24 protein-coding genes and 1 other annotated feature (1 of these 25 cut by a window edge) are annotated in these 20541 nt (G+C 34.2%); of the genes, 19 read left to right on the top strand and 5 right to left on the bottom strand.

All coding sequences use genetic code 11. The features are described from left to right. Positions 1-44 (top strand) — a binding site (T-box leader); it begins 192 nt to the left of the window's first position. Between the two features lie 151 nt (positions 45-195). From KBW87_RS06870 to KBW87_RS06855, 4 genes are read left to right on the top strand one after another with little or no spacing between them, the layout of a single operon-like run. Beyond that, on the top strand, positions 196-837 hold the full coding sequence (locus KBW87_RS06870; protein ID WP_057811632.1) for an amino acid ABC transporter permease: 642 nt from the start codon (positions 196-198) through the stop codon (positions 835-837). Between the two features lie 12 nt (positions 838-849). Beyond that, entirely contained in the window at positions 850-1470 is a 621-nt protein-coding gene (locus KBW87_RS06865; RefSeq protein ID WP_057811634.1) for an amino acid ABC transporter ATP-binding protein, read from the top strand. Positions 1471-1473: 3 nt separating this feature from the next. Continuing rightward, positions 1474-2286, top strand: coding sequence for an amino acid ABC transporter substrate-binding protein (locus KBW87_RS06860; RefSeq protein ID WP_057811636.1), 813 nt, complete (start codon positions 1474-1476; stop codon positions 2284-2286). Between the two features lies 1 nt (position 2287). Then, positions 2288-2743 (top strand): GNAT family N-acetyltransferase, encoded by a 456-nt coding sequence (locus KBW87_RS06855; protein WP_057811637.1) that lies wholly within the window; start codon positions 2288-2290, stop codon positions 2741-2743. 10 nt (positions 2744-2753) lie between these two features. On the opposite strand, the gene KBW87_RS06850 is transcribed toward KBW87_RS06855, so the two are convergent. Then, positions 2754-3323, bottom strand: a complete 570-nt coding sequence (locus KBW87_RS06850) for an SGNH/GDSL hydrolase family protein (protein WP_057811639.1) — start codon at positions 3321-3323, stop codon at positions 2754-2756. Between the two features lie 53 nt (positions 3324-3376). Between KBW87_RS06850 and coaA the strand changes: the two genes are divergently transcribed. After that, complete coding sequence (gene coaA / locus KBW87_RS06845) at positions 3377-4291, top strand: type I pantothenate kinase (RefSeq protein WP_057811641.1); 915 nt, start codon at positions 3377-3379, stop codon at positions 4289-4291. 119 nt (positions 4292-4410) lie between these two features. Beyond that, positions 4411-4986: an elongation factor P gene (gene efp, locus KBW87_RS06840; protein ID WP_057811643.1), complete on the top strand. Its 576-nt coding sequence runs from the start codon at positions 4411-4413 to the stop codon at positions 4984-4986. Between the two features lie 35 nt (positions 4987-5021). Here efp and KBW87_RS06835 read toward each other — a convergent pair whose 3' ends face one another. Both KBW87_RS06835 and KBW87_RS06830 read right to left on the bottom strand, forming a co-directional pair. Beyond that, positions 5022-5615: a PepSY domain-containing protein gene (locus KBW87_RS06835; protein WP_057811645.1), complete on the bottom strand. Its 594-nt coding sequence runs from the start codon at positions 5613-5615 to the stop codon at positions 5022-5024. Positions 5616-5697: 82 nt separating this feature from the next. Continuing rightward, a complete protein-coding gene (locus KBW87_RS06830; RefSeq protein ID WP_057811647.1) occupies positions 5698-6081 on the bottom strand; it encodes a DUF1304 domain-containing protein in 384 nt (127 codons plus the stop codon). Between the two features lie 112 nt (positions 6082-6193). Between KBW87_RS06830 and KBW87_RS06825 the strand changes: the two genes are divergently transcribed. Both KBW87_RS06825 and KBW87_RS06820 read left to right on the top strand, forming a co-directional pair. Then, positions 6194-6649: a MarR family winged helix-turn-helix transcriptional regulator gene (locus KBW87_RS06825; RefSeq protein WP_057811649.1), complete on the top strand. Its 456-nt coding sequence runs from the start codon at positions 6194-6196 to the stop codon at positions 6647-6649. 2 nt (positions 6650-6651) lie between these two features. Further along, complete coding sequence (locus KBW87_RS06820) at positions 6652-7170, top strand: GNAT family N-acetyltransferase (RefSeq protein ID WP_057811720.1); 519 nt, start codon at positions 6652-6654, stop codon at positions 7168-7170. A gap of 31 nt (positions 7171-7201) precedes the next feature. Here the strand turns inward: KBW87_RS06820 and KBW87_RS06815 are convergent, their stop codons facing one another. After that, positions 7202-7819 carry a PepSY domain-containing protein gene (locus KBW87_RS06815; RefSeq protein WP_057811651.1) on the bottom strand — a complete coding sequence of 206 codons (618 nt, stop codon included), beginning with the start codon at positions 7817-7819 and terminating at the stop codon, positions 7202-7204. 237 nt (positions 7820-8056) lie between these two features. Between KBW87_RS06815 and KBW87_RS06810 the strand changes: the two genes are divergently transcribed. The 3 genes from KBW87_RS06810 to bsh are packed head-to-tail and all read left to right on the top strand — an operon-like array spanning position 8057 to position 11749. Then, complete coding sequence (locus KBW87_RS06810) at positions 8057-9412, top strand: conjugated bile salt MFS transporter (RefSeq protein ID WP_057811654.1); 1356 nt, start codon at positions 8057-8059, stop codon at positions 9410-9412. 25 nt (positions 9413-9437) lie between these two features. After that, positions 9438-10796: a conjugated bile salt MFS transporter gene (locus KBW87_RS06805; RefSeq protein WP_057811656.1), complete on the top strand. Its 1359-nt coding sequence runs from the start codon at positions 9438-9440 to the stop codon at positions 10794-10796. Positions 10797-10798: 2 nt separating this feature from the next. Next, the gene (gene bsh / locus KBW87_RS06800; protein ID WP_057811657.1) at positions 10799-11749 is read left to right on the top strand and encodes a choloylglycine hydrolase; all 951 of its coding nucleotides are present in this window, start codon (positions 10799-10801) and stop codon (positions 11747-11749) included. A 58-nt stretch (positions 11750-11807) separates the two neighbouring features. Here bsh and KBW87_RS06795 read toward each other — a convergent pair whose 3' ends face one another. Further along, positions 11808-12722 (bottom strand): prolyl aminopeptidase, encoded by a 915-nt coding sequence (locus tag KBW87_RS06795; RefSeq protein ID WP_057811659.1) that lies wholly within the window; start codon positions 12720-12722, stop codon positions 11808-11810. A gap of 128 nt (positions 12723-12850) precedes the next feature. On the opposite strand from KBW87_RS06795, the gene KBW87_RS06790 reads away from it, so the two are divergent. The 8 genes from KBW87_RS06790 to KBW87_RS06755 all read left to right on the top strand — a co-directional run bounded on the left by KBW87_RS06790 (position 12851) and on the right by KBW87_RS06755 (position 20503). Then, the gene (locus KBW87_RS06790; RefSeq protein WP_057811661.1) at positions 12851-14455 is read left to right on the top strand and encodes an ATP-binding cassette domain-containing protein; all 1605 of its coding nucleotides are present in this window, start codon (positions 12851-12853) and stop codon (positions 14453-14455) included. A gap of 119 nt (positions 14456-14574) precedes the next feature. After that, the gene (locus KBW87_RS06785) at positions 14575-15321 is read left to right on the top strand and encodes a PAS domain-containing protein (RefSeq protein WP_057811663.1); all 747 of its coding nucleotides are present in this window, start codon (positions 14575-14577) and stop codon (positions 15319-15321) included. Positions 15322-15504: 183 nt separating this feature from the next. Further along, on the top strand, positions 15505-16248 hold the full coding sequence (gene pnuC, locus KBW87_RS06780; protein ID WP_157055176.1) for a nicotinamide riboside transporter PnuC: 744 nt from the start codon (positions 15505-15507) through the stop codon (positions 16246-16248). 86 nt (positions 16249-16334) lie between these two features. Continuing rightward, the gene (gene pepT, locus KBW87_RS06775) at positions 16335-17603 is read left to right on the top strand and encodes a peptidase T (RefSeq protein ID WP_057811667.1); all 1269 of its coding nucleotides are present in this window, start codon (positions 16335-16337) and stop codon (positions 17601-17603) included. A 4-nt stretch (positions 17604-17607) separates the two neighbouring features. Further along, on the top strand, positions 17608-18057 hold the full coding sequence (locus KBW87_RS06770; protein WP_057811669.1) for a DUF3290 domain-containing protein: 450 nt from the start codon (positions 17608-17610) through the stop codon (positions 18055-18057). Between the two features lies 1 nt (position 18058). After that, on the top strand, positions 18059-18706 hold the full coding sequence (locus KBW87_RS06765; RefSeq protein WP_057811671.1) for a DUF421 domain-containing protein: 648 nt from the start codon (positions 18059-18061) through the stop codon (positions 18704-18706). A gap of 3 nt (positions 18707-18709) precedes the next feature. Beyond that, positions 18710-19531, top strand: coding sequence for an SIR2 family NAD-dependent protein deacylase (locus tag KBW87_RS06760; protein ID WP_057811672.1), 822 nt, complete (start codon positions 18710-18712; stop codon positions 19529-19531). A 15-nt stretch (positions 19532-19546) separates the two neighbouring features. Further along, complete coding sequence (locus tag KBW87_RS06755; RefSeq protein ID WP_057811675.1) at positions 19547-20503, top strand: exonuclease domain-containing protein; 957 nt, start codon at positions 19547-19549, stop codon at positions 20501-20503. Positions 20504-20541 lie beyond the last annotated feature (38 nt).

The following is a 20541-nucleotide window of genomic DNA, read 5'->3' as shown; positions in this document are numbered from 1 at the left end:
AATTGTGAAAATGAGGTGGAACCGCGGATTTCTTCGCCCTCTTAGGTCTTTGACCTAGGAGGGTTTTATTTTTGCTAATAAACCTGCCGAGGTAGACGATGTGAGTTGTCTATAAAAATGAGGTGGAACCACGGATATTTCGTCCTCTTGGAGTAATCCAAGAGGACTTTTTTATTAGGAAAAGTAGGTGCGAGGATGAATTATATTAGTGAAATTATGCCGGCTCTTTTAGCTGGAACTTGGATGACATTGAAAGTTTTCTTTTGGACGCTGGTTTTAGCGATGCCATTGGGAGTTTTAGTTTCTTTAGGGGAAATGAGCAACATTAAACCTTTAAAGTGGCTGGTAGAATTCTATGTTTGGATTATGCGTGGGACACCACTTTTGTTGCAACTTATTTTTGTTTTTTATGGTTTACCAATTATTGGGATTGTTTTTCCAAGATATGAAGCTGCACTTTTTGCTTTTGTGCTTAACTATGCTGCCTACTTTGCAGAAATTTTTCGCGGTGGATTGCAATCAATTAGTGAAGGTCAATTTGAAGCAGCGCAAGTTTTACGACTTAGTCGTTTTCAAACTATGACTCACATCATTATTCCCCAGGTAATAAAAATTGTTTTACCATCAATTGGAAATGAAGTTATTAATTTGATCAAAGACTCCTCTCTGGTTTATGTCATTGGATTAGGAGATTTGTTAAGAGCCGGGAATGTAGCAATGGCAAGAGATGTAACTTTGGTTCCGCTTGTGTTAGTAGGAGTAATTTACTTACTCTTAATTAGTCTATGTGCTTTTGTTCAAAAGAAGATTGAAAAATACTTTAGTTACTACAGATAAGGAGGAATGGCAATGCTTGAAGTTAAGAATTTATGCAAGGAATTTAATGGACGTCCGATTTTAAAGGGTATTTCCTTTACTTTAAAAGACGGTGAAATCATGACGATTGTTGGCCCTTCTGGTGCCGGGAAAACCACTTTACTTAGAATTATCGCGGGGCTTGAAACTCAAAATAGTGGTGAAATTTTAATTGATAATAAAAAATACGACCGCGGTAAAGTGGGCGTCGTTTTTCAGGATTTCAACCTTTTTCCTAATTTGAGCGTTTTACAAAATGTAACGCTCGCTCCAAGATTAGTTTTAAAAGAAAGTGATACTGAAGCTGATCAAAACGCTAAAGATTGGCTTGAAAAATTACAAATGCATGGCCATGAAAATCAGTATCCATTCCAGTTATCTGGGGGACAAAAACAGCGGGTCGCAATCGCACGTGCTTTAGCAATGAAACCAAAAATTCTTTGTTATGATGAACCCACAAGTGCCCTTGATCCTAATTTGCGTCAAGAAGTAGAGAAAATGATCTTGAATTTGAAAAAAACAGGTTTGACGCAATTAATCATTACTCACGATTTAACTTTTGCAAAAAATGTGGCGGATCAGGTACTTAAGATAAAACCGTTAAATGAGGGCTAGCCTATGAAAAAATTTTGGATGATTATCCTCCCCTTTCTTTTGTTAGGGTTGACGGGATGTGAAAGTGTACAAAAAAGAGCTAATACTCAAGATACTTGGTCAAAAATTGAAAAAAAGAAGCAAGTAGTAATAGGGCTGGACGATTCTTTTGTTCCCATGGGATTTGTGAAAAAGAACGGCCAACTTACCGGATATGACGTTGATTTAGCCAGAGAAGTGTTTAAGCAATATGGAATCAAAGTTAGTTTTCAAACAATTGACTGGTCAATGAATGTTACTGAGCTACGCAACGGTACAATTGATTTGATTTGGAATGGTTATAGCGAAACGCCCCAAAGAAAAGAAAAAGTTGCCTTTAGTCGCCCATATTTACGCAATGAACAAGTTTTGGTTGTAAAGAAGAATAGTCCTATTCATAATTTTAGTCAGATGAAGAATTATGATTTAGGGATGCAAACTGGTTCGACAGCGCAGCAGTGGTATGAAGGAAAGCAAAACGTTATCCATGCTAAAAATGTTGTTCTTTATGATCAAATTCCAAATTCTTTTTTGGACTTGAATGCTGGTAGAATTAAGGGAATTTTACTTGATGAAGTTTATGCCAACTATTACATTGCTCATATGACTAAGGGAAATTATCGGGTAATTGAAAATCCGAAAGTCCCAGCTGATATGTTTGCAGTAGGGATGCGTAAAGGGGATAAAACTTTACGTAAAAAGATCAATCAAGGTTTAATTAATTTGCAGAAAAATAGCAAATTAAAAGAACTAAATGAAAAATGGTTTGGCAAAAATAGCAATTATTTAGGGGAGTAAAATGGAAAAGATAAACGAATTCGTTTTTAAAAAAGTTGACGAAATGAGCGGCCGTGAACTCTTTTGTGTAGAAAAATTACGCATTAATTCATTTGTAGTGGAACAAAAAATCACTCTTCCCGAACTAGATGATACTGATCTAGTTGCGACTCAAGTTTATTTATTAAATAATGATCAAACTTGTGCTTTGGCAACTTGCCGCGTCTTTAAGAAAGGTGACAAGTGGATGTTTGGACGCGTTGCTGTAGATAAAGATACCCGGGGCCAACACTTAGGGGCTAAAATGATGAAAAGTGTGCACCAATTCTTGATAAGCCAAGGAGCCGATCGCGTTTATTGTCATGCACAAATGCAAGCGAAGCCATTTTATGATTATCTTGGCTATGAAACCGAAGGCGACATCTTTGATGAAGGTGACGTCAAGCATGTAATGATGTATTACAAACTAAAAAAGTAGGATAACGATCCTACTTAAGATTAAGTTTTTTCTTAATACTTGGTACAATGGAATTAACTAAGAAGGCATTTCCTCTTGCAGTAAGGTGTTGACCATCTGCTTGATAAAGTAGGGAGATGTCTTTTTGCTTTTTAAAACTAGCAATTAAATCTACGAATGGAGCATTATTAAGCTCAGCACAAGTTTTTGCTACTTGGTTAAAGGCATTTAGATGATCTGCTGGATAAAATTGATTGATTTCGACATTATTAGGATCAGGGAAACTTGGACCAACTACGATTACGCGCTTCTTTCCAATTTGATTAATCATAGAGAGCAGATTATATTGGTAGTTTTCTAAACTGAGTCCCCAACCAGTTGAAGAATCATTGGTGCCATATTCGATGACTACTAGATCAGCTCCTGGATCAATTTGATGAATGTAGTCCAGTCCCTCAACAGTTGTTGCTCCACTTTTAGAAATATTATCGATATTTGTATTTGGTAAAGCGGCTTTGAATAAATCGGTAACGATAGTAGTGTTTTGATGGTTAGTAAAACCATTAAAAAGTGAATCTCCGAATAAAACTATTTTTTTCATATTTTTTCTCCTTTCTTTTATAATAAAATAAGAATTAACAAAGAGGAAAAATTATGAAGAATTACACAGCTTTTAATCGAGATGAATGGGCAAAACTTGCTCCCAAAAATAAAGTTGAGATTACTCAGGAAGAGTTAGCCAATATTAAATCTTTGGGGGATGTAGTTGATTTAACGGATGTGCATGAAATTTACACCACTTTAATTAGTTATTTGCATCTAGTATATAAAGAAAAGCGAAGCGGTCAAGCAAAACAAAGAGAATTTTTGCATAGGGATCTAAAACCTGCACCTTTTATTATTGGGATTTCTGGATCGGTAGCGGTCGGTAAATCTACTACTGCACGACTTCTACAACTATTGCTTAGTAGAACTTATCCAGAATTAAAAGTGCATCTAATGACTACCGATGGTTTTATTTATCCTAATGCTGAATTGAAAAGAAAAAACCTGATGTCACGTAAAGGCTTTCCGGAAAGTTATGATATGGCCTTGTTGACCGATTTTTTAAAAGATGTCTTGAGTGGCAAAGATGATATTGTATATCCACTTTATTCGCAAGAATTAAGCGATATAGTTCCTGGGAAATATGGTCATGTTCAAAATCCTGATATTTTAATTATCGAGGGGATCAATACTTTACAGCTCCCTCGCGGAGGACAAGTAGTGACGAGTGATTACTTTGATTTTTCACTTTATATTGATGCCGAGGAAAACATAATTGAAAAATGGTATATGCAGCGTTTTTATAAAGTAATGGATATGAATAAGAATGATCCAGATAATTACTATTATGAGCTTGCGAATGCTCCTCGTGAAGAAGCAACTAAGTTTGCCGAAGAAACTTGGCAGATGATCAATCTAGTTAATTTAAGAGAGTATATTGCGCCGACTAAACAACGAGCTAGTTTGATTTTACATAAAACTACTGGACATTTAATTGATCAAATTTATCTGCGTCACTTTTAGTTTGGTATAATAAAATCATGAACATGATTTATTTATTATTAATTAAAAAGTTTGCTTTACCTCCAGCGCAAAATTTGGCATGCTAAAAGAAGTTGTTTTGTGATGAAGGAGATTAAAAAATGGTACAAGCAATTAATTTGAAAAAAGGAATGGTCTTCAGTCAAGAAGGCAAATTAATTATGGTTTTAAAGGCTAACCACCACAAGCCTGGTAAGGGTAACACCGTTATGCAAATGGATTTGCGCGATGTTAAAAGTGGTGCGGTAGTTCACAAAACTATGCGTCCAACTGAAAAGGTAGATTTAGTTGAATTGGTTAAGAAGCCAGCTCAATTTCTTTATAGCGAAGGTGATATTTATACCTTTATGGATACTGCAACTTATGACCAATATGAAGTTTCTGCAGACCAATTAGGTGATGACAAGTTATACCTTATTCCAAATACTAACGTAGATTTGGAATTCGTAAATGATACTGAATTGATCGGCGTTAATTTGCCAGCCACTGTTGAATTGACTGTTCAAGAAACTCAACCTGAAATTAAGGGCGCTACTGCTGCTGGTGGTGGTAAGCCAGCTACTATGGAAACTGGTTTAGTTGTTCAAGTTCCTGACTTTATTAAAGAAGGCGAAAAGTTGGTTATTAATACTGCGGAAGGTACTTACAAATCACGTGCTGATAGCCAATCTAGATAAACTAAAAAGACGAGATCCACAAGGATCTCGTCTTTTTAGTTGTTTATTATCTCTTTTGAAAGAGCATCAATTTTAACTTTTGTAACTTCATTATGGTCAATAATTTTTACCGTCCAAATAGGGTTGGTATGAGAGGGGGTAACGGCTAAAGTCCATTCTCGAGCCTCTCCACCCCCAACTTTTTGGATTGCAATTTGGCTAGCTTCTTTCCTAGATACGAGCTTGTTGATTTGTAAAGTATCTTCTTCGGTGTCCACTCCCTGATCTTCATTTCTTAAAGTAGATTGCCCTAAGATTTCGCCAGTACTGGCATTAATTTTTATAGTGCAATCTTTTTTAGTATCATAACCAACAATATCGTAAATATAGCTTTGATGTTGGATGGTTAATTTGATCTCTGTAACTTTAGTGTTAGGGTACAGACGGTGAAAGTCTTTAATTGCTCGATTTTGACTAATTTTAATAATCGGAGCTTCTTCTTGAGCTGTATTGGTAGAAACTTTATGAATAGAAGAAATTTTTTCTTTTTTAACCGGATAAGAATGAGTAGCGGGCAAAAATTCCTTGATAGTAAGTCCAATTGCAATTCCAATGATTAAACTTGTAATTATAATTAGTGCTTTTTTCATATTACTCTCAATTCTAAATCTAATACACTTTCTATAAGCTGTATTATATCTAGAATTAATAGGAAACTTCCACTAATATGCTCTAAAGAAAGAGTAAAATTAAAGCAATTAAAGCAGGTAGCATTTGAACAAAAAATATTTTCTTGGTAGCAGTGAATCCACCAAAAGCTCCTACGACAATGATGAAAAGCATTAATAATTGCCAAACGTGAATTAAGACGGCAGGATTATTTGAAAATACAAAATAAGAAAGTAAGATAGTGATTCCCAACATTCCATTGTAAATTCCTTGATTAGCCATAGAAATGCGAGTTTCCTGTTTTTTAACATATTCCAGGGGCATATCAAACATATTGGCTTGCTTTTCTGGGGATGCAAAGATTTCCAAGCCACAGATTACAATATGTTCTAAGGCAATTAACATCACTAAAAAAACTGAGATTAAGAATATAGTATTATTTTCCATAAATTTTTCCTCCTCTTCTTAATATTACCCTATTCATAAGAGAACTGCTATCATTATATTTTTGTTGTATTTACAACAAAAATATATTAAACTTTGATAAGTGAGGTTAGTTATGGAAAAAGATACTTTAAGAAAAATTGGCACAATTTCAAGGGCTCTGGATTCAATTGCCAACATTGAATTCAAGCAGATTAAACTCACTCGAGGTCAATATTTATACTTAGTAAGAATTTATGAAAATCCCGGAATGATTTCGGATCGTATTGCAGAAATTTTGAGTATGGATAGAACAACAGTAGCTCGGAGCATTCAAAAATTAGAGAGACAAGAATTGGTAGTGAAGAAGTCAGATCCTAATAATAAAAAGATTCGGCATTTATTTGTAACTGAAAAGGGAAAAGAGTTAGCTCAAGTAATTGAAAAAGAGAATAGTTTCTCGAATCAGATGGCATTAAGAGGACTGGATCAAAGTGAGAGAAAGCAGTTAAATAAATTACTCAGTAAAGTTGAACAAAATGTAGATCAAAATTGGCATTTTGTTAAAAATGGTGGAAAGAGAGAATATTGATGGTGGAATATACAATTAAAGATGTAACAGAAAATGATGTAAAAGAACTGCAAGCTATTTCCCGGGAAACTTTTAAGGCTACCTTTGATGAATATACTGCACCTGCGGATATGGCACGATTCTTAAAAGAAGATTATGCTACGGAAAAATTGCTCGCTCAGATTAATAATTCTGATAGTCGCTTTTTCTTTTTGATGGTAAAAGACGAAGTGGCCGGTTATCTAAAAGTGAATGTCAATTCTGCCCAAACTGAAAACGTAAAACCCAACGCTCTGGAAGTAGAACGGATTTATTTGAGACAAAAGTTTCAACATCAAGGATTAGGACTTGTTTTAATTAAATTAGCTGAAGAAATTGCTCGTAAAGAAAATTATGATTATATGTGGCTAGGAGTTTATGAAAATAATTTAATTGCTCAAAAGTTTTATAAAAAAGATGGCTTCACTAGGGTGGGACAGCATGTATTTCAAGTGGGAGAAGACCCACAAATTGATTATATTTTAGCTAAAAAATTAGATTAACTAAAAAAGCTCCATTTTGGAGCTTTTTTCTTTAGTCTTTTTCAACATGTAATACTTTCTTATTAATTGCATCAATTTTAACATCGGTTTCTTTGTTAGCACTAACGACCTTAACTTCCCAAATGGTTTGATTATTGTCCTGTTCTAACTTCCATTCTTGGCTAGTACCTGTAGCATGTTTTTCAGCAATTTTACTTGCTTCTTCACGACTAATAGTTTTATCTAGGTTAATTCCTTTTTGTAAATGTTCGTCTAAATCAAGTTTCTCGGAATGAGTATTTAAAATCTTTCCAGAATTAGCATCGATATTAACTGTATATTCTTTATTCATGTCAAAGCCATCAATTTTGTAAATATACTTATTATTTTCAAGTTCTAAGTCAATTTCTTTGATTTTTTTGTCTTTAAATTGTTCATTGAACTTATTTAAAGCTTCAGACTGACTTAAGTTAATTTCTTGAGTTTTAAGCTTAGTAGTATTTTCTTTTACTGCTTTTTTAGTTTGGCTTTTAGTGGAACTTACCTTAGAACTATTTTTAGTGGAAGAATTGCTTTGGGAGGAATCATTGTTTGAACTACATCCAGCTAGCATAAGGGATGCTAAAGCAATTGAAGCTGTTACTTTTCCAAAAGTTGTTATTTTTGACATAATACATTCTCCTATATCTACGTAAAATCGCTTACTTGTATACACATAATTATACATGTAAATCATATATAAATCTAAAATTTAGATAGTATTTAAATCGGTTTAGTCTTTTCTTAATAATTTGAAATTAATAATTATAATATAATAAGCCGTTTTATTTGTGATTACTAAATATTTGTTGAATACTGAAAGTGCATACAATAATATATTTTGGACTTGAAAGAGAGATGTATCGCTATGGCTGATAACCTTTCAACAAATAAAAAAGTTGTAAGTAAAGGCTATAAATATTTTATGGTGTTTCTGTGTATGTTAACTCAAGCTATCCCTTATGGAGTTGCTCAGTTAATACAGCCTTTATTTGTACACCCATTAGTTAATACTTTTCATTTTACATTAGCTTCTTATACATTAATTTTTACTTTTGGTGCTGTAGTTGGTTCAATAGTTTCACCTTTTGTCGGAAAAGCATTACAAAAAGTAAACTTTAAACTTCTATATATCATTGGTATTGTTTTGTCAGCTGGTGCCTATGTCATTTTTGGGATAAGTACGAAACTGCCAGGATTTTATATAGCTGGGATAGTATGTATGGTAGGTTCAACGTTCTATTCTGGTCAAGGTGTTCCATGGGTAATTAATCACTGGTTTCCTTTAAAGGGTCGTGGCGTTGCATTAGGACTTGCCTTTTGTGGTGGGTCAATTGGTGATATTTTTCTTCAACCTATTACCCAGGAAATATTGAAGCATTTTATGACTGGTAATACTAAGACTGGTCATTTAACTTCGATGGCGCCGTTCTTTATTTTTGCAGCTATCTTATTAATTGCCGGATTAATAATCGCAGCATTCATTCGAGTACCTAAGCCAACTGAAGCTTTAGCATCTAAAGATGAAGTTAAAGAGAATAAAAAAGTAGCTCATGAAAAAGCTGCTCACGAATTTCAAGGTTGGACAGGTAAACAAGTTTTAAAGATGAAATGGTTCTGGATTTTTAGTATTGGCTTCATGATTATTGGCTTAGGGTTAGCTTCTTTAAATGAAGATTATGCGGCCTTTTTAGATACTAAATTATCACTGACTGAAGTAGGAATTATTGGATCTGTTTTTGGTGTAGCGGGTATTGTCGGAAATATCTCTGGAGGATATTTATTCGATAAGTTCGGTACAGCTAAATCAATGACTTATGCTGGAATTATGTTAATTATTTCGATTTTGATGATGATCTTTATTTCATTTCATCCCTATGACAGTAGGATAAGTTTGTATGCTGGTATGGGTTGGGCTATTACAAGTGGCCTATCAGTATTTAGCTATATGTCTGGTCCAGCATTTATGGCTAAAAGCTTATTTGGTTCAAAAGCACAAGGAGTTAACTTGGGATACATTAGTTTAGCTTATGCGATTGGATTTGCTATTGGTGCACCTCTCTTTGGTGTAATAAAAGGAATTACCAATTTTACGATTGCTTGGTGCTTCACTATTGGTTTTGTAACGATTGGCTTCATATTGCTAGTAATTGCTGCAATCAGAATTAAAGATATTCAAAAGCAAATGGTAGCAGATAAGCCTGAAATTGTTTTAGATAAATAAGATTATTTAGAAAGAGGTGTTTGTCATGGCTAGTGCAAGTAATGAAAAAACTGTCAGCAAAGCATATAAGTACTTTATGGTATTTCTTTGTATGCTTACTCAAGCCATTCCTTATGGTATTGCTCAAAATATTCAACCACTTTTTGTCCACCCGTTAGTTAATACATTCCATTTTACGCTCGCTTCTTATACCTTGATTTTTACATTTGGTGCTATTGCGGCATCTGTCGCATCTCCATTTATTGGTAAAGGTCTTGAAAAGATAAATTTTAGGGTAATGTACTTAATCGGTATTGGTCTTTCAGCAGTTGCCTACGTAATTTTTGGAATTAGTACAAAACTACCAGAATTCTATATTGCAGCTATCATTTGTATGATTGGTTCAACATTTTATTCTGGACAAGGTGTTCCTTGGGTAATTAATCACTGGTTTCCTGCAAAAGGTCGTGGGGCTGCCTTAGGAGTTGCCTTTTGTGGTGGTTCGATTGGTAATATCTTTTTGCAACCTGCTACTCAAGCAATCTTAAAGCACTTTATGACTGGTAATACTAAAACTGGCCATCTAACTTCGATGGCTCCTTTCTTTATTTTTGCGATTGCACTGCTAGTTGTAGGTGTAATTATTGCAATATTTATTAGAACGCCTAAAAAGAATGAAATTGTGGTTAGCGAACAAGAATTGAAAGAAAGTAAAGCCGCCCAAGAAAAGGCAAAAGCAGAAGAATTCCAAGGCTGGAGCGGTAAGCAAGTTTTAAAAATGAAATGGTTTTGGATTTTTAGTTTGGGCTTTCTAATTATTGGTTTAGGTCTAGCTTCTTTAAATGAAGATTATGCCGCTTTTCTTGATACTAAATTATCATTAACAGATGTTGGTCTAATAGGATCCATGTATGGAGTTGGTTGTTTAATTGGTAATGTATCCGGTGGAATCTTATTTGATAAATTTGGTACAGCTAAATCTATGACATATGCGGGATGCATGTATGTTTTATCTATTGCCATGATGATCTTTGTAAGTTTGCAACCATATGGTTCCCATGTGAGCAAAGTAGCCGGAATAGCTTATTCAATTTTTTGTGGTTTGGCCGTATTTAGCTATATGTCTGGCCCAGCATTCATGGCAAAAGATTTGTTTGGTGCTAAAGATCAAGGAGTAATGTTAGGGTATGTAGGTCTAGCCTATGCGATTGGATTTGCTATTGGTGCACCATTATTTGGAATAATTAAAGGAAAAGCGAGTTTTACAGTGGCATGGTACTTCATGATGGCCTTTGTAATTGTGGGCTTTGTACTTTTAGTCATTTCAGTAATTAGGATTAAGAAAATTCAAAGAGTTTATATTGCTAAACATCAAAATCAAAAAGCTAAAGTTAAGGAGAATTAAAAATGTGTACAGGTTTAAGATTTACAGATGATCAAGGAAATTTGTATTTTGGTAGAAATCTTGATGTGGGCCAAGATTATGGTGAAAAAGTAATCGTTACGCCACGTAATTATCCTTTACCATATAAATTTCTAGCTGATACCAAGACTAGCAAAGCTGTTATTGGGATGGGTATCGTAGTAGATGGTTATCCTTCTTATTTTGATTGCTTTAATGAAGATGGCTTGGGAATAGCTGGTTTAAACTTCCCTCATTATGCCCAATTTAGTAAAGAACCAGTGAATGGAAAAATTAATTTAGCCTCTTATGAGATTATGCTTTGGGTAACGCAAAACTTTACTACAGTTAAAGAAGTAAAGGAAGCTTTGAAAAATGTAAACTTAGTCAGTGAAGCTATTAATTCAGATTTTGCAGTTGCTCCTCTTCACTGGATTATCAGTGATAATGAAGAAGCAATAGTTGTAGAAGTTTCTAAACAATATGGGATGAAAGTTTTTGAAGATAAGTTAGGCGTTTTAACTAATAGTCCAGATTTTAATTGGCAAGTAACTAATTTAGGAAATTATACTGGCTTGAGTCCTCATGATGCTACGCTTCAAAATTGGAATGGCCAAGAGGTTATGCCATGGGGCGTTGGTACTGGTAGCTTGGGTTTACCGGGCGATAGTATTCCTGCTTCTCGATTTGCCAAAGTAGCATATTTGAATGCAAATTATCCTACTCAAAAAGGTGAAACTGCGAATGTGGCAAAATTCTTTAATATTTTGAAGTCAGTCGCTATGGTAAAAGGAAGCGTCATTAATAATCAAGGAAAAGATGAATATACGGTTTACACAGCTTGCTATTCATCAAAAACGAAGACATATTATTGTAATTATGCTACTGATTTTGAGTTGAAAAAATATACTATTACTGATGAAAATTTAAGCTTAAATAAACTTACAATTTATTAGAATTTGGATCAAAAAATAGCCTCTAGATTCCAAAAAAATCTAGGGGCTATTTTATTGGTTATTCACCTTTGAAACTACCATTTTCAACTTCACGGATAAAGTCGGCTAAGTGTTTATAATAAACATCTGGATTATCAACCATGTGGTGATGACCACCATCTGGTGTAGTTACTAAACGAGAATTTGGAATTTCTTTTTGCATAATTTTAGCAGTAGAAATTGGCATTGTTTCTTGTTCACCAAAAGTTAAAAGAGTTGGAACCTTAATGTTCTTTAATTGATCTCTAAAGTGCCAATCTTTAAGTTTCCCAGTAATGACAAATTCATTGTCACCTTGGAATGCATGGTAAACATCACTGCCACCAATATCCTTTAAGTGGTAAAGCTTTGAAGGCTGCTTTCTATCGACAAAGTTAATGTTTAAAATTTGAACGTCATCTTGGTAACGTTTGTTATCGTAGTCATTATTTTCTTCACATTTATGCATGAAATCAATTTCACTTTGTGGAAGAACTTCTTGACGGCGACGGTTTACAGATTCTACGTATTCGTCAATTTCATCAACCATTGAAGAAATGATAGCACCCTTTAAGTGCTGACCGTATTTTACAGCATATTCTTGAACTAACAAGCCACCCCAACTTTGACCAATTAAATAGAAATTGTCTAAGCCTAATTTTTCTCGAACTTCGTCAACTTCATCTAAAAAGTATTCATAAGTTAGGTATTTCTTGGCAATTTCTGGATCAGAATAATCAGGTTGATCTGAATATAAAGAACCTAATTGGTCATACATGGTAACTTGAACATTAAGACCTTGCTTCTTCAATTGTGCTGCAGTATCTTCCCAGTATTCGTGATTACCGCCAGGACCGCCGTGAAGAGCGAGTAAATGAATGTCACCTTCACCTTGAGTATTAGTCCAAAGATGATAACCGTTGTCTAGAGTAATAATTTTAGTACCTGTCTTCATTTTCAAACTCCTTTTCAACATTTCTTTCCATTCTACATCATTCGTTGATATCTAGCTAATTTGAGAAGTTGCTACCTTTTCGCGTATAATGTTTCCAGTAATAAGTTTGAAGGGAAAAAGCAGTTTTTATGAGTTTAAAATATGCGAAAAAAAGCCAAGTTGTGTTGTTTACAATTTTGGCAGCAATTAAAGCCTGTAATATTGTCTTTGTTGCTTATATGATCAAAATTATGCTTAATGTTGCTTCTTCGGGATCGCATGATTACATGCATCTAGTTCGTTTGGCAATTTTAACTGGACTTGGTCAATTATGTTTTATGGCAAGTAATTTTGTATATGAAACGGTTAAAATGACTATTGTTCGAGACGTAAATATGGTTTTTAAGAGAGCGAATCTAACTTATTTAGTAGATCAGGGTAATCCAGATATCAAAAATGGATTATCTTTATTGACTAATGATTTAAAACAGATTGAAACAAATCGTGTAAATGCTCAATTGGATATGATTTTACAAGGATTGACTTTTATTGGTGCAATTAGTTTTGCTTTTTATTCTTCTTGGCAAATGACTGTAGTTTTTGTAGTGGCAATGATTGTGCCAGCCTTAATTCAAATGATTACCAGTTCGGTTATTACCAAAAAATCAAAAATTTGGGCAGCCAAGAATGCAATTTATACCCAGAATGTTTCTGACTCTTTAAACGGAGCTCAATCAGCTAAATTATATAATGTCCAAGAAGATATAGTGAGCCGTGCTATTAACGCTGCTCGCAATATGGAAAATGCTTTGAGAAAAATGTCCTTAACTCAAGCGTGGGCATTGGAATTAATTTATTCTGCTGCTGAATTGTTTTGTTTTATAATTCCATGTACAATTGGCGGTATTTTAATGATGCAAGGCCAATTAGAAGTGGGAACGCTGGTAATGATGGTTGACTTGGCAATGAACTTCATAACGCCAGTTGTAACGCTTTTTAATGAATTTAATCAAGTTAAATCTACAGTTCCAATGTGGGAAAAAACTAAGAAGGCTCTCAACTATACGTTTAAGCATAATAAGCATATTCCAGGTGATTTTGAAGGGATGCAAATTCGGGATTTATCTTATGTAACGCATAAAGATAAAAAACGGATTTTTGAAAATGTAAACTTGGATGTTCAGCCTGGTGAAAAGGTTCTCTTGATGGCTCCAAGCGGTTGGGGAAAAACAACCCTTTTAAGATTAATGTTAGGATTAAAAAAGCCGAAAAATGGAGAGATTATCATCAATCGGAAAAATGTTTCAGGCAACTGGGAAAAGGCTCATAATTTTTATTCCTATGTGAATCAAAAGCCATTTATGTTTGATGATACTTTGCGCTTTAATATCACGTTGGGTAGAAAAGTAAGTGATAAAGAATTACAAGCAGCAATTAAAGAAGCTGGCTTAGAAGATTTGGTAAAAGAACATGGCCTAGATAGCAATGTCGGCGAAGGTGGGAATAATTTATCTGGAGGACAGATTCAGCGGGTTGAGATTGCACGCGCACTTTTGTCCCAAAGACCAATTTTGTTAGCTGATGAAGCTACTAGTGCGTTAGATCCTAATTTATCCTTAGCAATTCATAAAACTTTACTTGAAAATCCAAAAATCGCTGTTATTGAAGTAGCCCATAAAATTTCAGAAAAAGAAAAATCGATGTTTGATAAAATTGTTCATTTGGATAAGCATCGCATAGAAACAAAAATGTGATTTTTTATATAAAATAAATATACTTGTATTAATTAAATTAGCTATTTCCTTGCTATGAAACAGCTTACATAATACAATGGATTTGTACAAAGTTTGTGTTTATCAAAGGAGTTTTAATTATGGCAGAACCTAAGTGGCTTAAAGATATGAATCCCGATGAATATATGAAAGAAGATTTCAAGGCAGAAGGAAAGTCCGAAGCTGGTACTACAATTGAGGGAATTGACAAAAATGATCCAGATTGGCTTGAAAAAGCAGCTAAAAAAGTTCATGCAGCTGAAGGTAGCGACTATGTAAAACTAGATGCAGGGTTAATGACAGTGGATCAACTTAACTGGATGCTTCGCAGTACTATTGGGGAATTAACTTTTGTTGATGATAACAATCAATTTTTATGGTACAATCGTCCAACCAATCCTAATTATAAGATGAAGGCTAAACGTACTCCTGACCAAGTTGGGGATACTATGGGTGCAGTTCACCCTAATGTGGGAGATGTGATTCCTGAAGCTAAAAAAGTGGTTCATGCGCTTCGTACCAAGCAAGATGGTCATGATGATGTCTACATGCCAGTTCCCACAGGTAATTTAAAAGAATTGGTTTTGCATTATTACAAGCGTGTTGAAGATGATAAGGGCAATTACGCTGGTATTTATGAATGGGTTCAAGATTTATATCCACTTGTTAAATATTTCTGCGAGACTACTGGTCAAAAATTAGTCGTAGATCCAGATGCAACAACTGGTGCAACTTACCGTCGCAATTCAGATCCAGACGCAAAAACTGGTGCTTCGACAAAAGCTGAAGCTGAAGAAGAAAAGAAAGAAGAAAAGCCTGATACAACAACCAGTGCATCACAACATTAATATTTTTTCTAAAAAAGGGTGGCGAAAGCTGCTCTTTTTTTGCATAGCAAAATAAAAATAAAAGTCAATTCTTGTATTTAAAAAATCAGGCTACTATACTAGATAATGTCGTTTTTAAGAAAAAAGTTCGCTTCAAACACAATATATAGTGTTCGGAAGCATAGAATGGAATGGGGAGACTTTATGCATACTGATAACAACGAGAATTATTTTGTCTGGCTTTTTAATCAATTAAAAGGCTGGCCTGTACAAAACTACATGCTTTGGTTTTTTGCTTTTGGCTTTCAACTTGCACTTTTAATTCAACAAAAGATGACACCAGTCACTATTATCACTTTTATTGGTACTTTACTTGGTACTTTATGCGTGCTCGCAATTAACGCTACTAAAGCAATCAATGGTTGGCTTGGGTTGATTTCTGCAGCTTGTTTTATTTATGCAGGACTTGAAGCTAAGAACTACTTATCAATTTTTGAACAAATTGCTTATATTGCTACTCTTGATTTGCCAGTTATTCTTTCAGTAAAGTCATGGAATGATGATACTAAGAACCACTTGCGAAAATTTGGAGCTAAAGAATGGGTTATTGCTATCGTTGGTACTTTAGCAGTTTATGCAGTTAGTGGTTACTTGATTGGTAAGTTTACTAATGATCCTCGTCCATGGATTGATGCTATTAGTTTTGCTATTTCTCTTACTGCTGGTATTATGTGCTTTATGCGTTACAACAACCAATACTTCTGGTGGACAGCTAGTGGTATTTTTCAATTAATTCTTTGGGGCGTAACTTATGCCGAAGGTGATGCTACCTTAGCGATGGCTATAAACTCACTTATTTATGTAATTAATGATGTTTTGGCATTTACAGTTTCACCATGGTTCAATATGGGAAGACGTCGTGAAGGTCTGAAAGAAATTAAAAATTAGTTTTTGATTTTCTAGCTACTGAGTATTTGGTCAGTAGCTTTTTTTCTGTGCTAAAATAATTTCAAAATAAGAAAGAAGGACTGAACATGGTAGATTATGATTTTGATTATATAAAGAATAAGTTTATCCAGTATGCAAAGATGAATACTCGCTCTGATGAAAATAGCAATGCAATACCAACTACAAAGGGTCAAGTAAAGTTACTCAAAGAGTTAGTTTCTGAATTGAAAAAGTTAGGCTTAGTAGAAGTTTCATATTCTGAAAAGGATGCTTACACGGTTGGTAAAATTGCTGCCAATATTAAGGAGGAGCTTGCCCCAATTGGTTTTGTAGCGCATGTTGATACTGCGGATTTTAATGCGGACAATATTCAACCACAGATTTTTGAAAATTACGATGGTCAAGATATTGTATTAGGTCATGGGTATACTTTATCTGCCACAGAATTTCCTTCTTTGAAAAAAGTAATCGGACAAACTTTGATCACTGCTTCAGGTAATACATTACTAGGGGCCGATGATAAAGCAGGAATTGCGGGCTTGCTTGGAATGGCAAAATATTTAAAAGATAATCCTGAAATTAAGCATGGTGATATTTGGCTTGCTTTTGGTCCAGATGAAGAAATTGGTCAAGGAGCTAAAAGATTTGATGTTAGCCGTTTTCCAGTAGAATTTTCTTATACTTTAGATAATGGAAATCCAGGCGATATTGCTTATGAAACTTTTAATGCGGCAGCTGCTAAGATTAAAATCAAGGGCACAGTAGTGCATCCCGGAGAAGCTTATCATTTAATGGTAAATGCGACTCTGATTGCTAATGAATTCATCAATCAATTGCCAACTAATTTTGTTCCTGAAGAAAGTCGTGACTATCAAGGGTTTATCTTAATTTTACGCAATGATGGAAATGTTGATCATGCAGAAATTGATTTAATTATTCGTGATTTTGATACGGATTCGTTTTTAAAGCATAAAAAATTGATTGAGAATACAGTAAAATCTTTGAATCAAAAATATGGCGAAGGCCGAGTTAGTTTAAAAATGTATGATCAATATATTTCACCTGGTGATACCATTAAAAAGCATCCCTATGTGGTGAATTTAGTCCACCATGCTTATCAAAAGATGAATTTACCAATTAACCACGTACCTTTTCGTGGCGGAACAGATGGTAATTTTATTACGCAAAAAGGAATCCCAACCCCGAATTTATTTAATGGAGGGGCCAACTTTCATGGGCGCTATGAATATGTGACAGTTGAAAATATGCTTTTATTGGCCAAAACTTTGACTGCTATTGTGACAGAACATGTGAAATTAGATAATAAACGAGATGAAACACCACTAACAAGATAGAATTATGACTTTTTATACAATTAACTATATTCAAAATAATCAAAATAGTGACAGAACCATATTATATGTGTTGATGCTGATTGCGGCAGGAGCGATGATCATTTTTACTTTTTTATATTTAAAAGATCGTTTTGCAACTCGATATCGTGATTTAGGGATAATCGCCTTATTGTTTCTATTGCTTTTTGCAGGAAGCCAATATGAGAAATATACTCAAATTAATTCGCAAAAGTCACAAGCTACGCAAATTATTCCATTTATTAAATCAGTTGCTCGAGACAATAATGTGGCGGAAAATGATGTATTAGTAAATTCCACTAGCTTGCAAAATGGAATGATAGTAAGAATTGATTCTAAAAATATTGATTATCAGTTGAATCTTAATGCTGATAATAATACTTATACATTAAATCGGGCCCATGTGATTGATCATAAAGTTGATGTGAGGAAATAAAATGCAATTAGACTATACTGAATTATTTATCAAATTTGCTCTAGGGATGTTAACCTTGATTTTCCAAATTAATCTTTTTGGAAAAAGTAATCTTGCTCCTACGACAGCTTTAGATCAATTACAAAATTACGTTTTGGGTGGGATTATTGGTGGTATTATCTATAATCCTAGTATTAAGGTTTTGCAATTTTTACTTGTATTAATTGTTTGGACACTCGTTGTCTTTTTATTAAAATTTGGCCGTGAGCATAATAGCTGGATTCGAAATATTGTGGACGGAAAGCCAGTTCAGGTAATTAAAAATGGGGAAGTTTTGGTTAATAATTGCATGCGGGCAGGAATTTCGGCTAATCAATTGATGTTTAAATTGCGTAGTCGAGGAATTTATTCTGTAGCTAAAATCAAGAATTGTATTTTTGAACAAAATGGTCAGCTAACTGTCATTGAAAACGATGAGGCAAATATTCGCTTTCCAATTATTAGTGATGGGCAAGCTAATATTGATGTGTTAGAACTGATTCATAAAAATGAATCTTGGCTTGAAGAAGAAGTTGAAAAAGCTGGCTATAATAGTATTAGTGACGTGTTTTTAGGCGAATATAATAAAGGTAAATTACATTTTGTTGGTTATTCAAAAGAAAAGAGATAAACAATGACAGAAGTAGAGCAAGCAAAAAAATGGTTATCTGATGCGGATGCGATAATTGTTACTGCAGGAAATGGTTTTGCTCAAGAAGAGGGTCTAGATATTTTAAGTGAAGAAAATTTTGACAATAATTTTGGCGAAATTGCTGAAAAATATGATGTCCATACGATTGGGGATGCATTAGATAAGAAATTTGATTCTTGGGGCGAGCAATGGGCTTTTTGGAGTGAATTAATTAATCAATATACGCTCAATTATGTTCCAAGTGAAAATGTGGGAAATTTGAAGAAGCTCTTGGATGATAAGCAATACTTTATTGCTACGAGTACTTTTGCGCGTTATTTTGAAAATAGTGGCTTTAATCCAAATCGAATCTTTGATGTGTTTGGAGATTGGACAACTATGCAATGTTCTAGCGGTGTCAATCATGGTCAAAAGAGCGATATTGAAGTAGTGAAGAACTTTATTAAAGCTAAAGAAACTGGAGCAGATTTAGAAAGTTTGGTCCCAAAATGTGAAATTTGTAATAGTGAGATGGAAATCCATATGCCATTGAATGCACATTTTTTCCCAGATACTGATGCGAATGCTCGCTTGCGTTGGTTCTTAACAGCTAATGAAGATAAAAAGGTGGTAGTTTTGGAATTAGGGGTAGATGAAACTAGCCCCCAACTTCTTGATCCTATGATTAGTTTAGTCGATCAATTTCCAAATTGGCACTATATCACAGCGGATCTAAAGAAAGAGGACCTACCTGATAATATTCAGAAAAAAAGTGCAGTGTTGAATTCAGATGTGCATAATTTGCTAAAACAACTTACTGAATAGGAGAATTGGAACTTAATGAGTATTTTTGTAAAAGATGGCGTCCTTTACGTGTCTGGTGCGCAGGATAAGCTACGCAAAAAAGGAAAAGAAATTCCTAAATTTCTGGATGACTATACTCTTTTAGATATTGAAACTACAGGTCTAAGACCGTATAAAGACCGGATTACTGAACTGGGAGCGATAAAAGTTCGCAATAATCAGATTGTAGATAAATATAGTAATCTGACGATTTATCCCAAATCTAATCGAGTACCTAAGTTTATTACTGAACTCAATGGTATTACCGAAGAAAAAATTATGACAGAAGGTGTTCCAATTAAAGAAGCTATGTCTGAATTTCGCAATTTCATCGGTGATGATATCATTGTTGGTTATAATGTGAATTTTGATTTGAACTTTATTTATGATGCAGTGGAAAAGCTACATTTAAAGCAATTAAGTAATGATTATGTTGATGTCTTTCGTTTTGCGCGAACTTATTATCCCAAAGAACGTCATAATCGGTTGATCGATTGTATGCAGCGGGCAGGAATTGCTCAAGTTGAACAACACCGCGGACTAGATGATTCAATTGATACTAAGAAAGTTTATGATGATTTTAGAGAACACTTTACTGAAGATTTGCTTGAAAAAATGCGAGAGCAAATTAAAAATGTTGATTTAGTTAATGAAAAATTAACACCCCAACAATTAGGAATGCATAATCCAATTCGAAATAAGAATATTGTTTTCTCGGGTCATATTCATATGGATGTTGATGAAGCTCATAATATGATCTATAACATGAACGGTCAAAATCAGGATAGCGTAGACAGGGCAACTAATTATTTGATTATGGGAGATCATGATTTCTTTAGACGAGATAACGAGGATTTGAATAAAGCGCGTGAATTGATCAAAAATGGGAGTCGAATAAAGCGTTTGTCAGAAAGTTTCTTCTTGAGTATGCTTGATGATTGGGCACGAAGTTAAGTGAAAGTAGCGATTTTACTCGCTACTTTTATTTTTAT

The organism is Lactobacillus intestinalis (genome assembly GCF_024397795.1).
Classification (GTDB): Bacteria; Bacillota; Bacilli; order Lactobacillales; family Lactobacillaceae; genus Lactobacillus; species Lactobacillus intestinalis.
This window is presented reverse-complemented; position numbering and strand designations above follow the sequence as displayed.